This is a genomic window from Candidatus Weimeria sp. HCP3S3_B5, from assembly GCF_052064335.1.
GTDB lineage: Bacteria > Bacillota > Clostridia > Lachnospirales > Lachnospiraceae > Weimeria.
Genome location: NZ_JBQHVU010000011.1, coordinates 46,350 through 60,582 on the forward strand (window position 1 = coordinate 46,350; position 14,233 = coordinate 60,582).

A 14,233-nucleotide genomic window follows, 5' to 3' on the forward strand; every position below is an offset into this window, starting at 1 on the left:
TTGCTTTGATAGAAGAAAGATATGATGTAATTGTGGTTGGTGCCGGACATGCCGGCTGTGAGGCTGCTCTGGCCTGTGCCAGGATGGGGCTTTCCACTATTATTTTTACAGTTAGTATGGATTCGGTGGCTTTTATGCCATGTAATCCTCATATCGGTGGGTCGTCAAAGGGGCATCTGGTAAGAGAAATAGATGCCCTGGGCGGCGAGATGGCTAAGAATATAGATAAGACCTTTATCCAGTCCAAGATGCTTAATTCATCCAAGGGTCCTGCCGTTCATTCTCTCAGATGTCAGGCTGATAAGCTTGCCTATTCGATAGAAATGAGGAAGGTGCTTCAGTCCACACCTGGTCTTACACTCCGTCAGGCTGAGGTCTGCGATCTTTTTATTTCTGATCACAGGATAGAGGGAGTTCGTACTATATCAGGAGCTACTTATTTTTCTACCTCTGTTGTTTTATGCACAGGAACCTATCTTAATGCAAGATGTCTTTATGGTTCTGTGATAGAGCATACAGGTCCTAATGGGCTGAGGGCTGCCACCCATCTTAGTAAGTCTCTTCTTGATAATAATGTAAAACTTCTCCGCTTTAAGACTGGTACTCCGGCGAGAATTGACAGACGTTCCATAGACTTTTCAAAAATGACTGAGCAGTTCGGTGATCCTGTTATCACGCCGTTTTCCTTTGAAACTGATCAGAGATCGATCCAGAAGCATCAGGTTTCATGCTTTCTTACCTATACCAATGAAAGGACTCATCAGATCATAAGGTCCCATCTCGATCAGAGTCCTATCTATTCCGGTGTAATAGAAGGTACTGGTCCAAGATATTGCCCGTCTCTTGAGGATAAGGTGGTAAAATTCCCCGAAAAAAGCAGACATCAGCTCTTTATAGAGCCTGAAGGCCTTCATACAAATGAGATGTATGTTAGTGGTGCTTCTTCCTCCATGCCCGAGGATGTCCAGTATGAATTCTATCATTCTATAGCTGGTCTGGAGCATTGTGAGATAGTAAGGAACGCCTATGCTATAGAATATGACTGCCTGGCCTCTCATCAGCTTAAGAATTCACTTGAGTTCAAGGCTATTTCGGGACTTTTTTCCGGAGGTCAGTTTAATGGTAGTAGTGGATATGAGGAGGCTGCTGCCCAGGGTCTGATTGCTGGGATCAATGCAGGAAGATATGCCCTGCATAAGGATCCTGTCATTCTGTCCAGATCCGATGGTTATATTGGTGTCCTGATTGATGATCTGGTTACAAAGGAACTTTCAGAACCTTACCGAATGATGACTTCCAGAGCGGAATATAGACTCCTTTTACGCCAGGATAACGCAGATATCCGGCTATCAAAATTCGGTCATGAGGCAGGATTGATTTCTGATAAGGTTTATGAAAAGGTTTGTCGTAAGGAAGACGAGACCAGGTCTGAGATAGAAAGAGTAAGTCATGTTTTCGTTGGAGAAAATCCTCATACTAATGATTTTCTTTTTGCTTTCCATTCTGTACCTGTTACATCTGGGATAGGTCTTTCTGATCTGATTAAGAGGCCTGAGCTCTCCTATGATATCACGGCACCTTTAGATCCAGATCGCCCTTATCTTTCTTCATCTGTAAGAGAACAGGTCAATATTCAGATCAAGTATTCAGGATATATTGACAGGCAGGAAAAGCAGGTTTCTCATTTCAAGAAGCTGGAGGATAAGCTTATTCCTGATTCTATTGATTATGATAAGGTTCCTTCTCTTCGTATTGAGGCCAGGCAGAAGTTAAAGGAGGCCAGACCTGTTTCTATCGGTCAGGCTTCCAGGATTCTTGGAGTTTCTCCTTCTGATATTTCGGTTTTGATGATATATATTGAGTCGGGGAAATATCTGGGTTAGATTATTATTTGTGAGGTTTTTATGGATGACAGGTTTTTAGCTGATACATTTGATCAGATAGGTATTTCCTTAACCAATGACCAGATACATATGTTCGATACATATTATGATATGATTGTTGAGAAGAATAAGGTTATGAATCTAACCAAGATAACTGATTATCATGAGGCAGTTATTAAGCATTTTGTTGATTCCTGTTCGCTTGTTCTGCTTGATGATGATATTTATATAAAGAAGAGATTTACTGATGGTGCATCTGTTATCGATGTTGGTACTGGTGCTGGTTTTCCTGGTATACCTCTTAAGATCATTTTCCCACAGATCAGACTTACTCTTCTTGATTCTGTGAATAAGAAGCTTGATTTTCTAAGAGATGTATCCTCTGAGCTTGGTTTTACTGATATAAATATTATTCATGGTAGGGCAGAGGATATTTCTCATCAGAAGGGTATTAGGGAATCCTTTGATTTCTGTGTCTCACGTGCAGTAGGAAATCTTGCTGTTCTTTCTGAATACTGCCTTCCTTTTGTCAAAAAAAATGGTTTTTTTATTTCCTATAAATCAGAGAGAGCAGATGATGAACTTAAGCAATCAGCTCATGCTTTTTCAGAGTTGAGAGGTAAGCTTATCCAGGAGGCTTTTTTTGATCTACCGGAATCAGATATTTCCCGTACGCTTCTTCTTATTATGAAGACTGGAAATACTCCTAAGATTTATCCTAGAAAGGCTGGAACTCCATCTAAAAATCCGTTATAATTATTGTAAAAGATAATTATGCCTTTGTTTTACTATGACATTGTTTTGTGACCTGGTTTTAACTAACTTTAATAGGAGCAATAGGATATGATTGAAGAATATTTGAGACAGAGACTTTCTCTATTGACAAATGATAAGAAAAAACTCAAGGATTCTCTGATTGAGATCCGTTCTTCTCTTCATGAGACTAAGCTTGAGCTTGATGATTATATGTCTTCAACCTCTCGTCCTTTTGAACCTTTTAATCCCAGAAGAAATTCTTCGACTGATGACAGGCTTTCACAGATGAACGAAAAGATCAGTAAACTTAGTTCAAACTTTGAAGATCTTTCGGCTCGGATTTCTTCGCTTGATTCTGAAATCAATGTGATAAATCAGTGTCTGGATGAATATGAGTCTCTTATCTTTACGGATAGAAGCAAGTAATGTTTCACGTGAAACATTGATGTTCATGTTTAGTTAGAGATAGCTTATTATTTTTTGAAGGCTATTTTTTGTGGATAAAAGCCTGGACTTTTTCTTATTTCTCAGCTTTATAAACTTATTTATATACTTATCAACAATTCTTGGTATATAACTTATTAATTGTGTTACTATGTTTGCTTTCAATAATATTTATGATAAATATAATAGTAATCTCTACTGTTCTGCTATAAATCGGTAGACATATGAAGCATTAATCAATGTTATATTCCAGAACTCGGACTATAATCCCTATCAATCATTTTCTCTTTATGATTGGAAATGATAAAGGTTGAATGCTTTGAATAGAATTGCAAAAAAAGGATCTTTTTTTAGATATTGATTGCATCTTACTGGATGTAAATAACTCCTGCGAAAAGGAGATACTAAGTATTATATCCAAACAGAGAAAATGGAAATTATGATTGGAGATAATAAAGGTTGAATGCTTTGATTAGAATTGCAAAAATAAGGATCTTCATTTTAGTTAATGATTGCATCTTACTGGATGTAAATAACCCCTACGAAAAGGAGATACTTTACTAACTATTATATCCAAACAGAGAAAATAGAAAACAGGCAATTAGGCAGTCTACTGAATTTCTCAAGATACCCGCATGTCTATATGGCTAAAAGTGCTTCTGTTGAGGTTAGGACATCACTTTTTTCCTGTACCGTATATGACTTTGTCGGGACTGTTGTGGTCTCTAAGAGGTGCGTGTATACTTAGAAACACCAGCAAAATGTATGTAATCAGACATCGGGCAATAAGCGTTCAGCCCTCAATATAGGCGGGACATTCACAAAAATCATTTTAGGGCACAAACATTAAAGATTCAGCAAATGCCATGCCAGGAAAAGCCAGTATATTTCTTTTAGACAAGCAGCAGCAGTACGTAAACAGACATCCGGCAATAAGCCTTTAGCACCTAAATATAGACGGCACATTCACAAAAATATTTTTCGGGCACAACAAGCTGACATGCAGCAAATGCCATGTCACTAAAGACAGTATATTTCTTTTAGGTTGACGGTCACCATATCACAGTTGAACTCATGCAATATGTCTGCGAGCTGCTTGCCTCTAATAATTACTCGAATAAAGATGTTTCAGTGAAACCTAGCTTGGATAGAACACAATCAAGGCGATTGATATACATTGTCTTCAGGAGAAGCATAATGTAATGTAAATGGATCTGATGGATAAAGCCATCTCAAAAAGCCTTGGGAATATTCCAGATTCCTGGGTATTGATGAATTCAAATTTTATAAGGGTTATAGGTCTGATACTCACATCACCTATCTCGATACATGGCATGTACTCTTGGTACAGAACGGTAAAAAGAAGCAGGTCGTATATGAATTTCTGTAACATATAGGAGAAATCTGGATGCGTCATTCCTGGGCCTTGGCATGTGATATAATCCGATTTTCAGGAAGCGTTCTAGGAGAATTGTCCCTGGTTACAGATTGGCCTAGATTACTTTTGTATCGTGAAAAACTTCAATGAAAAGGTGGTAAAGTAGGAGAAAACTGGATGCGTCATGTTGATACATTGGCATGTGACAGAAAACTCGATTTTCAGGATGCGTTCTAGGAGAAATATCCCTGGTTACAGATAGTCTTCGATTACTTTCATATCGTAAAAAACCTTCAATGATAAGTTGGTAAACGAAGTCCGTAAAGTTGAATAGCGCTGTCTTATTGAGGAGTGCCAATAATAGCTGCTAAAGATCTTAATAAATCCAGTTATATACTTACAGCAAGCCGAAAGACCCTGCAGAAAAGAGACGAGTATGCAGCCGCAGAATTGGTCATCCGTAAGGGCAGCAGTCTTTTTAAGACAGATGATATTGTGGAAGGTGGGGTATGAGGTAAAGTACGATAACTCATCAAGGAAAACATGGCCTTTTTTTCACTTGATCTAGTAAAGGAAAAACTCGCTTTTGCATACAGCTTAAAGGATGAAGATGAGATGGCTGTAGCAATCATGGATATCGTGGATATATGTGACGCAAGAGGTAATGAGCATTTCAGTTGGTTTACGAATCTGGCCGTTAATCACTTCTCCGGGATCATTGAACATGCACGATATCAAATATTAACATGAAAGATTGAAGGAATCAATCAGAATATAAAGACACTCAGAAGACAGGAGTAGGGATATCCGTACGATGAATATTTTTTCTAGAAGATTATAGATATGAGCAGAAATGATTATGTCAGGAATCAGAAATCATATAGAATATGTGACTGAACCATTATCATGATGATATATTATTAAGTGGCTGTTTCCTGTCTGTTAGCTATTAGTACTTTGCTCTTAAATCTTGCAATTCACTCGGCTAGATCTTATGACTATCATAACTTTCCTATGGTGAGAGGCACTATACTCATTGATATATCTATTTCTGTTATCGCTTCAAATTGTTCTATGTTGAAATTAGTCATTGATGATACAATTCTTTGCTTTTATTCCTCTAAAAAATATGCTAGATATGGCTTCTAATCTCTATATCTACGACTGAAGTTTTCTAATCACAAACATTATGATCTGCGATAATTAGAATTTGTAGAAGTAATTATTTCTGGAAAATTAGGATTTTTATCTGTCCTAGGCCTATGATATAAACGATATGGGATGCTTTCTTTCAAAAAAGAACGATTACCTAATCTTTGCCCCTAACTCCCATTTCATGCAAAACCCCAATATATGTTTCACGTGAAACATATATTGTATATAGTAAAATGAATTGTAAAATGCTATAATAGAAAAGCAACATTGTGACCTAACATGGGAGTAATAATGAACAAAGTTATAGCTATTGCAAACCAGAAGGGTGGAGTAGGAAAGACGACTACGGCAATAAATCTATCTGCCTGCATGGCCGAAAAAGGTAAGAAGGTTCTGATCATCGATCTGGATCCACAGGGTAATACTACAAGCGGATTCGGAATAGACAAGTCAAAGATCGAGAATACAGTATATGAACTGATGCTTGATGAGTGTTCGATCAAGGAAGCAATCAAGAAAATAGAAATAGATGGAGTCGATAATCTCTATATCATTCCGTCGAATGTTAATCTGGCCGGAGCGGAGATAGAACTTCTAGGGATTAACGAAAAGGAATACATTTTGAAAAACGCAGTGGACTATATATCTGATGATTATGACTATGTATTCATCGATTGTCCACCATCACTGAACATGCTCACAGTAAATGCAATGACAACGGCAGATAGCGTGCTGGTGCCGATCCAGTGTGAGTATTATGCACTTGAGGGAATCAGCCAGCTGATGCATACAATCGATCTTGTGAAGCAGCGTCTGAACAAGAAGCTTACTATAAACGGTGTAGTTTTCACTATGTATGACGGCAGAACCAATCTTTCAAATGATGTAGTAGCAACAGTCAAGGAGAATCTGAATACCAGGATCTATAAAACCATCATACCGAGAAATGTAAGACTGGCAGAGGCACCATCACATGGTTTACCAATAAATATCTACGATCCTAAATCTGCAGGAGCTGAAAGCTACAGAAGCCTTGCTCAGGAAATTATTGAGAACGAATAAGAGGAAACATGGCAAGATTGAATAAACATGGTCTTGGTAAAGGATTGGACAGCCTGATACCGGATATGACTAGCCCATCTGAAAAGACGGAAAAAGATGAAAAAAAGGACGGCGTCACAATTGTGAGCATCAATAAGGTTGAACCCAACAGGGAGCAGCCAAGAAAGATATTTAATGAAGATGCAATTCAGGAGCTGTCGGAATCGATCAAGCAATATGGAATAATACAGCCGCTTCTGGTACAGAAGAAGGATGATTATTACGAGATAATAGCTGGAGAAAGAAGATGGAGGGCTGCAAAAAAGGCTGGACTTGAAGATGTGCCGGTCATAATAAGGGATCTGTCTGAGCAGGAGATAGTTGAGATTTCTCTGATTGAGAATATTCAGCGTGAGGATCTGAATCCGATAGAAGAGGCCCTTGCCTATAAAAGGCTGCTTGATGAATTCAATCTGAAGCAGGACGAGGTGGCAGAAAAGGTCAGTAAAAGCAGAACTGCAGTGACAAATTCGCTTCGTTTGTTAAAGCTGGATGAAAGAGTCCAGCAGATGCTAATCGATGAGATGATAAGTCCTGGACATGGAAGGGCATTACTGGTAATTGAGGATCCGGAAAAACAGTACCAGTTCGCGCAGAAGATCTTTGACGAAAAGATGTCTGTAAGAGATGTGGAAAAAGAGGTTAAGCGTCTCCAGAAGAATAAAAAAGAAGATAAGAAAAAGGATCAGAAGCCTGATGAGAGAGTGCTTACTGAGCTTGCTAGAATAGAGGAGGAACTAAAACAAAAGATTGGAACAAAAGTTCGAATACAGCCAAAGAATGCTGAATCTGGAAAAATAGAGATAGAATACTTTTCCGGAGAAGAGCTTGATAAGATATTAAATTATTTTAACAAATAGAGGAAGCAAGGATGATTGAACAATATTTAGGAATAGAGACAGATTATATAGTTATAGGGATAGCTGGTTTCGCTATCCTGCTGCTGATACTTCTGATCGTACAGGGAGTAAGGATCAGCAAATTAAAGAAACGGTATGAGGAATTCATGCAGGGCAAGAACGGAGCTTCACTGGAGGATACTCTGATAAAGAAGCTTAATAAGGTTGAGGAGCTTGATCAGAAGAATGAGCTTAACGAGGCAAAAATCGACAAGCTTGACAGAGACATAAAGCCATGCTTCCAGAAGATAGGGCTGTTAAAATATGATGCTCTTGATGAAATGGGAGGAAAATTAAGCTTTGCTCTTGCACTTTTGAATGCTAAGAATAATGGATTCATTATCAACAATGTCCATAGCAGAGAGGGGAGCTACAGCTATATCAAGGAAATCATTGATGGCAACTCGATAATCGGATTATCACCTGAGGAAGAGAAGGCTCTTTCTATGGCAATCGACGGGACAGATGAATAAATATATGAGTGCTGCGGGACTCGCAGGATTAGACCAGAATGATTATGAAGATCTTTATAGAATAGTGGAAAAGGATCCGGATCTATATATTGAGGCAAGCTATATTGAGGGAAAAGAATATGACGAGAGATTGATAGAGCTTACTAAATATATTGCTCCGAATATAGGGATCACACTTAGAGGCTTTCTGGACAGGGACGACCAGTTCATACGTCAGCTGGCTTTTCCTGTAATAAAAATAAACGAGCCTGTAAGTAAAAAATATAAAAGGATAAGTCCTCTGAAAAATGAACCAGCCGCGCTTACAAGGAGCGATTTTCCTACACTAGGATGCAGTCTGTATTCATATGTGCAGAATCTCTATGAGGTATCGGATGGAGAAGAGCTTTCAAGTCTTACCAATGCGACTTGGAAAGGTATAGGCATAAGCGCGCTCTCATCAGCAGGTATGATTCTTCTGCCAATGGGAAAATCAGAGAACAAGGAGCTTCGTGCCATCGAGGGAAAGCGAAACAGGCTGAAAAAAGAACTTTTTAATGGAAATGACGACGCATATGAACAATTAACATTGACAGAAATGCAAATTTATACTACAATAGACAAGCGGGTCAAAAAGAACGGGATTTATGGAGTTATATCGACCACACTGATGCCTCGAGGTGTCGAGGAGGATATGTATTACTGCATTGGTCAGATCGAGGAGATAAGCTCTAGCAAGATTCCTTTGACGGAACAGATAGTCTATCATTTTCTACTGTCCTGCTGCGGTATTAGATTCTGTGTTTCTATCAATAAGGATACCCTTATAGGAGAACCGGAGGTAGGGCGCAGATTTAAAGGAATCGTATGGATGCAGTCTAGGATTTTCGCTTGACTCACAAGTAAATAGATGTCTCTGTAGCTCAGCCGGATAGAGCGTCCGCCTCCTAAGCGGAAGGTCGTGTGTTCGAATCACATCAGGGACGTTACCAGTAAAGGCATGGAAGAATTCATAAGAAATTCTTCCATGTTTTTTTATATAAAAATTTCAGGATCCGATCAGATGACTATTGGAAAAAGTTGATTTATTGAAAGATAAATCAGCATCATTTCCTTATCTTTAGATTACGCCATTCATATAGATAATAGGTTCCAGGGATGGACAGGTGTATGGAAAAACAGTAGAACTTATCCTGATATAATAAATAGTTGAAACAAGATTCAAGTAAATCAGAAAACAGTTGCAATAATTATTAAAAAGTATTAAAGTAAAGATATGGTAGCAACTATCAACTAGCAAGAATGACTGGGGGTTTCCTATGGATACCAAGGAATCAGAAATCAAGAAAGAAAAAGAAAGAAACAACGAGTCAGGAACAGGAAGACTTAACGGCCTCGTGATACTGATCTGTATTGATCTGATAGGGCTGATGGCAAGCCTTTATAGTATAAAGGCAGCGCCTGATGCTAATCTCTTTCTCATACCGGCATCTATCACTCTTGTGATGTGCGCTATAACTGCAATGGTCTATGTCCAGATCAAGAATCAGGATGAAAGGGAGAGACAGAGGATCACATCGGATGTCGCAGAGGCACTTTCAGCTATGATCCAGATAAATCAGAATAGCGAGCAGAAGCTTGACCAGAAGATAAAGGAGCTTAGCAACGAGTATCAGGTACCGGCAGAGGAGATCATAAATGCGCTGAAGGCAATGACAAAGATTTCCCTTGGAAGGAGCAAGGAAAACGCTGCAGCTCTTATCAATTCAAATGAGGCGCTTGTGACCCAGACCATGGATCTGCAGGACAGGATCGATGCTCTTGAAAAGAAGATAAACAGCCTGTATGAGGCGGATATACCAAAGCAGCTTGACGATCATGGTCATAAGATCTCAACAGGAATAGGTGATCTGTCGCATGATATAGAAAGACTTGATACCGATGTAAGAAGGGTAGAAAAGGTAGCAAGGGATATGGAACTGTATTCATCCCTTGTGGAGGCTGAGAGATCGAAGCTTAAGGAAACCGGTATGTTGAATCATACAGAGTTGAATGAAAATACAACTAATCGTTCAGCAGGTGATACAACAGGTAATGTGGAGAAGACAGATAATATCACCTCACAGCCAGATATATCGGAGATGAGCGATGATGTTACCTCTTGGCAGGATACAGGAGACCTGAGTGCAGATATTGTTCAGCCGACAGATGAGACTGATCTGACAGAGGATATTATCCAGCCGGCGGATGAAGCAGACCTTAGTGATGATATTGGACTGCAGCCAGAAGAGGCGGACCTGAGTAAAGACGATGGTCCGTTGACAGATGATGCAGATCTGAGTGAAGATGTAATCCAGCCGACAGAAAAGTCGGATCAGAACGAGGAAATTACTTTGCCGATGGAGGAGGCAGATCTGTCAGGCGATACAGCCATGGAGGAAGAGGGACCAGACATTACAGATGAAATTACTATTCCGCCAGAAGAGACAGATCTTACAGATGATATATCCCCACAGACGGAAATTCCTGATCAGACAGATGATATCATGCAAGAGGAGGACGATAATGGTCTTTCGGATGATATCAGAGTGCCTGATGAGAAGGAACTGGATCTTACAGATGATATTGCCGGGCCTGTGGATGATCAGATCACAGATCCAGCTGATGATATAAAGGAGACTGTGGATGAAAATCAGGAGGCCACGGAAGATAGCGGAGAGCCTGTCTTTGACGAAACCGATCTGACAGGAGATATCTATTCAGATGATAAGGATGGAACTGAGCAGGCAGATCTTGCCGCCGGGACAGGAAGGGCTGACGGCAGCCAAATGTCTGTATCAGACCAGCCGGACGCTTCAGTAGAAGATAAGGATAATACTGCAAAACAGACAGGGCAGGAAACATCGGTTGGCCAGGATAAGGCCGTAGAGCCTGGTAAGGACCTGACAGAGGATATCTCTTCACAAGAGGAAAAGACCGAGGAGATAGACGATGATAGTGACTATGATCCAAATAAACGCCTTTCACCTGAAGAAATAGCAGCCCTGTTCGCACAGTCGACAAAGTCAGAGGATATATCTGAGAAGACGGAGGAAGAAGAGAAGGCCCCTGACACAGGAAAAGAGTCTGAAGAGGACAAGAAGGAAGCAGATGCAGAGCCAGACAAGACTTTGGAGAGTCAGGGAGATCCTAACAGGATGATGACGCCGGAGGAGATACAGGCATTGTTTTCAAAGATATCATAGGAGGGAGTAGGGGATAAATTAATCGCAGATAGACGAAAATTATAAAAAAAATATAAAATTTCAAAAAGTACTTGCATTTTGAAATGAAACGTGTATAATAGTTCTTGTCGCCGGGAACGACGACAGGAAATAAGCGCGATTAGCTCAGCTGGCAGAGCACCTGACTCTTAATCAGGGTGTCCAGGGTTCGAACCCCTGATCGCGCAGCAGAAGGTCCTTGTTCTGTGAACTGCTTGCGGAACATGGGCTTTTTTTTTCGCGTATTAATTGAGCGGGGACATGAGCATACAGTATGCGGGAATGAAGCGCTAGTGCTTCATCCCCGCATGCTGTATGCTCAGCATTCGCGCGAAAGCGCGAATGAGCAGTCGCAGAGCGACTGCGAATGTCCCCGCGAGGAAGAAGGCGATGGATGCATTCGCGCGAAAGCGCGAATGAGCAGTCGCAAAGCGACTGCGAATGTCCCCGCGAAGAAGAAGGCAATGGATGCATTCGCGCGAAAGCGCGAATGAGCAGTCGCAAAGCGACTGCGAATGCCCCCGCGGAGAAGAAGGCGACAGATGCATTCGCGCGAAAGCGCGAATGAGCAGTCGCAGAGCGAGAGCGAATGTCCCCCGCGTGGAAGAGTGCGATGGATGCATTCACTATCATTTATATATATTATAAGGAGAACAAATGAGACTACGAAATATCCCTGGTGCCAGAGAGCATGTGGCTGAAAGCACTTTTACTATAAATGAGCCGGAAAGATACAGGGGACATTTCAGTGATCTGTTTGACGGAAGGCCAGTCCAGATAGAAATTGGAATGGGTAAAGGAGCATTTATCACTGAAAAGGCCAGGCAGAACCCCGAAAAGGGCTTTATAGGAATAGAAATGTATTCGTCGGTGCTTTTAAGAGGACTGGAGAAGGTAGAAGTCATGGAGGAGCCGCCGGAGAACCTCAGGATGATCTGCATGGATGCAAGGGAAATAGATCAGGTTTTTGATGAAGGAGAAATAGACAGGATCTATCTGAACTTCTCGGATCCATGGCCCAAGGAGAGACATGCAAAGAGACGGCTTACCCATCATAGTTTTCTTGATAAATATCACAGGATCCTGAAGGAAAATGGGATAGTAGAGTTCAAGACAGATAATAAGGGACTGTTTGAATTCTCAGTTGAGGAGGTCGAGGAGCACGAGGGCTTTAAGGTAATAAGCATTACAAGAGATCTCCATCATGATGATGAACAGATGAAGGACAATATCATGACGGAGTATGAAAAAAAGTTTTCAGGACTTGGAAATAAGATCTGCAGGATGGTTTTTCAGAAGATCTGAGAATAGAAACTTGATTTCAAATAAAAGTTTTTAAGTTATCCACATTTTGTCAACAAAACGTGGATAACTTTTTTATTTTCTCTGATTATTTCGAATCTTCTTGTATTTGATTCGGCCCTTCTTTTCAGAGTAGGAATCACGGCGCTTTTTATTGACTGCCCAGATAATGTTTCTGAAAAGGAAGAAGATGCCGATGGCAATGGCAAGAGCGACAAGAGCGGCAATAATTATCAGAAGTACATTGAGCTGGAGCACTGGAGAGCCTGCGCCCTTTGAGGCAGAAAGATTATGGAAGGGATAGAGAGAATTCCTGGACTCAGTGGAGTTGAGCCGGCAGCTGCCGATCCTTTTATTGCCATATGTAAAGACGAGAAGACCGACAATGCTCTTGTCAGAGGAGGCGGATTTCTCAACAGTAAGCTTTACGTCAGACGGGTCTGCCTTCTTAGGAAGCATCACGCTGGCATCCTGGTCAGGAGCGATAAGAGTCGAGTCGGCACCGTAGAGAGTATTACCTAGAAGATCTGTAGACTGAGAAAGATCCTTAAGCTCGGAGATTTTTACATATTTGAAGTTCTTGAAGCCCCAGTCAAGTAGCTTTCTTGTATCATTCCAGTGGTCTGGATTCTTTGCACACATTACGACACAAACAAGAGTCATGCCGTTCTTTTTGCCATAGGTCACAAGAGTCGAATGAGCCTTGGTAGTATAGCCGGTCTTGCCTCCGACACAGTAATCGTAGAGATAACGTGAGGTGTGGTAGAAATTCAGCATACAGTGATGATTGTTAAGATAGGTCTTGTCCTTGTGCTTGTTGGTAGGCGGGATGATATAGTGCTTTGTGCCGCAGATCCTGGCAAAGGTCGGATTCTGGTAGGCAGCCCTTGAAATCCTTGCCATATCAAGAGCAGTAGTCCAGTGTTCATCGTCCGGCAGACCATTAGGATTGTGGAAATGTGTATGAGTGCAGCCAAGCTCCCTGGCCTTGTCATTCATCATCTTGATGAAGTTCTCCTCAGTGCCGCCGACATGCTCGGCAATGGCCCAGGCACATTCGTTGGCAGATTCGAGCATCATACCGTAAAGGGTTTCCTCCATGGTCATTTTTTCACCGACATCACGAGAGATGGATGAGGTACCACCATAGCTTTCGGCGACGGCCTTCTGGGAAAAGGTCACAGTTTCGGAAAGGTCTGAATGCTCAAGGGCTACAAGAGCAGTCATAATCTTAGTGATGCTGGCAGGATAATGCTTTGTGTTTCCCTTTTTGTCGTAGAGAATTGTCCCGCTGTCCACATCCATAAGAACAGCAGACTTGGAACCGACCTTGGGACCATCAGGCCACTTGACCTGAGAAGAGGAGCTGGTATCTGAGGCCCTTACTGTGGTCATGGAAGAAGCGGTTGAAATGATAACAGAGCTGGCAAGACAAAGGATGCCGATAATTTTTTTGATATTCATAGTGTTATAATAAGAAATAAAACAACGGGTTACATAACTATTTATTTACTATAGTTCAAAATAGCTAAAAATTCAACAACCACGGGATAATCTATGTTATAATCTGTGGTAAAAGTGTAGTATTGATCGAAGGGAT

11 protein-coding genes and 2 tRNA genes are annotated in these 14,233 nt (G+C 40.9%); 12 read left to right on the forward strand and 1 reads right to left on the reverse strand.

All coding sequences use genetic code 11. The annotated features are described in order from the left end of the window. Positions 1-5: 5 nt before the first annotated feature. From mnmG to trmB, 12 genes are all read left to right on the forward strand, one after another. Positions 6-1,883, forward strand: coding sequence for a tRNA uridine-5-carboxymethylaminomethyl(34) synthesis enzyme MnmG (mnmG, locus tag ACTNCK_RS06805; RefSeq protein WP_441081750.1), 1,878 nt, complete (start codon positions 6-8; stop codon positions 1,881-1,883). 21 nt (positions 1,884-1,904) lie between these two features. After that, positions 1,905-2,639: a 16S rRNA (guanine(527)-N(7))-methyltransferase RsmG gene (rsmG, locus tag ACTNCK_RS06810; protein ID WP_441081751.1), complete on the forward strand. Its 735-nt coding sequence runs from the start codon at positions 1,905-1,907 to the stop codon at positions 2,637-2,639. Positions 2,640-2,726: 87 nt separating this feature from the next. Beyond that, a complete protein-coding gene (locus tag ACTNCK_RS06815) occupies positions 2,727-3,065 on the forward strand; it encodes a hypothetical protein (RefSeq protein ID WP_441081752.1) in 339 nt (112 codons plus the stop codon). A gap of 1,939 nt (positions 3,066-5,004) precedes the next feature. After that, complete coding sequence (locus ACTNCK_RS06820; RefSeq protein ID WP_441081753.1) at positions 5,005-5,211, forward strand: hypothetical protein; 207 nt, start codon at positions 5,005-5,007, stop codon at positions 5,209-5,211. 696 nt (positions 5,212-5,907) lie between these two features. Further along, positions 5,908-6,678, forward strand: coding sequence for a ParA family protein (locus ACTNCK_RS06825; RefSeq protein WP_441081754.1), 771 nt, complete (start codon positions 5,908-5,910; stop codon positions 6,676-6,678). A gap of 8 nt (positions 6,679-6,686) precedes the next feature. Next, the gene (locus ACTNCK_RS06830) at positions 6,687-7,577 is read left to right on the forward strand and encodes a ParB/RepB/Spo0J family partition protein (RefSeq protein ID WP_441081755.1); all 891 of its coding nucleotides are present in this window, start codon (positions 6,687-6,689) and stop codon (positions 7,575-7,577) included. Between the two features lie 11 nt (positions 7,578-7,588). Then, positions 7,589-8,089 carry a DUF4446 family protein gene (locus tag ACTNCK_RS06835; RefSeq protein ID WP_441081756.1) on the forward strand — a complete coding sequence of 167 codons (501 nt, stop codon included), beginning with the start codon at positions 7,589-7,591 and terminating at the stop codon, positions 8,087-8,089. Then, complete coding sequence (locus ACTNCK_RS06840; RefSeq protein ID WP_441081757.1) at positions 8,082-8,963, forward strand: DUF3881 family protein; 882 nt, start codon at positions 8,082-8,084, stop codon at positions 8,961-8,963. The genes ACTNCK_RS06835 and ACTNCK_RS06840 overlap by 8 nt, the downstream gene beginning before the upstream one ends. Positions 8,964-8,980: 17 nt before the next feature. Beyond that, positions 8,981-9,054 (forward strand) — tRNA-Arg (locus tag ACTNCK_RS06845). A 333-nt stretch (positions 9,055-9,387) separates the two neighbouring features. Continuing rightward, positions 9,388-11,313 (forward strand): hypothetical protein, encoded by a 1,926-nt coding sequence (locus tag ACTNCK_RS06850; RefSeq protein WP_441081758.1) that lies wholly within the window; start codon positions 9,388-9,390, stop codon positions 11,311-11,313. Positions 11,314-11,446: 133 nt separating this feature from the next. After that, positions 11,447-11,519 (forward strand) — tRNA-Lys (locus ACTNCK_RS06855). 469 nt (positions 11,520-11,988) lie between these two features. Then, a complete protein-coding gene (gene trmB / locus ACTNCK_RS06860) occupies positions 11,989-12,636 on the forward strand; it encodes a tRNA (guanosine(46)-N7)-methyltransferase TrmB (protein WP_441081759.1) in 648 nt (215 codons plus the stop codon). 72 nt (positions 12,637-12,708) lie between these two features. Here trmB and ACTNCK_RS06865 read toward each other — a convergent pair whose 3' ends face one another. Then, positions 12,709-14,097 (reverse strand): D-alanyl-D-alanine carboxypeptidase family protein, encoded by a 1,389-nt coding sequence (locus tag ACTNCK_RS06865; protein ID WP_441081760.1) that lies wholly within the window; start codon positions 14,095-14,097, stop codon positions 12,709-12,711. Positions 14,098-14,233: the final 136 nt, after the last annotated feature.

Bases quoted from the DNA above. Each gene is read 5' to 3' on its own strand.
- rsmG (WP_441081751.1), top strand. From the start codon at position 1,905: ATGGATGACAGGTTTTTAGCTGATACATTTGATCAGATAGGTATTTCC.
- ACTNCK_RS06815 (WP_441081752.1), top strand. From the start codon at position 2,727: ATGATTGAAGAATATTTGAGACAGAGACTTTCTCTATTGACAAATGAT.
- ACTNCK_RS06820 (WP_441081753.1), top strand. From the start codon at position 5,005: ATGGCCTTTTTTTCACTTGATCTAGTAAAGGAAAAACTCGCTTTTGCA.
- ACTNCK_RS06825 (WP_441081754.1), top strand. From the start codon at position 5,908: ATGAACAAAGTTATAGCTATTGCAAACCAGAAGGGTGGAGTAGGAAAG.
- ACTNCK_RS06830 (WP_441081755.1), top strand. From the start codon at position 6,687: ATGGCAAGATTGAATAAACATGGTCTTGGTAAAGGATTGGACAGCCTG.
- ACTNCK_RS06835 (WP_441081756.1), top strand. From the start codon at position 7,589: ATGATTGAACAATATTTAGGAATAGAGACAGATTATATAGTTATAGGG.
- ACTNCK_RS06840 (WP_441081757.1), top strand. From the start codon at position 8,082: ATGAATAAATATATGAGTGCTGCGGGACTCGCAGGATTAGACCAGAAT.
- ACTNCK_RS06850 (WP_441081758.1), top strand. From the start codon at position 9,388: ATGGATACCAAGGAATCAGAAATCAAGAAAGAAAAAGAAAGAAACAAC.
- trmB (WP_441081759.1), top strand. From the start codon at position 11,989: ATGAGACTACGAAATATCCCTGGTGCCAGAGAGCATGTGGCTGAAAGC.
- ACTNCK_RS06865 (WP_441081760.1), bottom strand. From the start codon at position 14,097: ATGAATATCAAAAAAATTATCGGCATCCTTTGTCTTGCCAGCTCTGTT.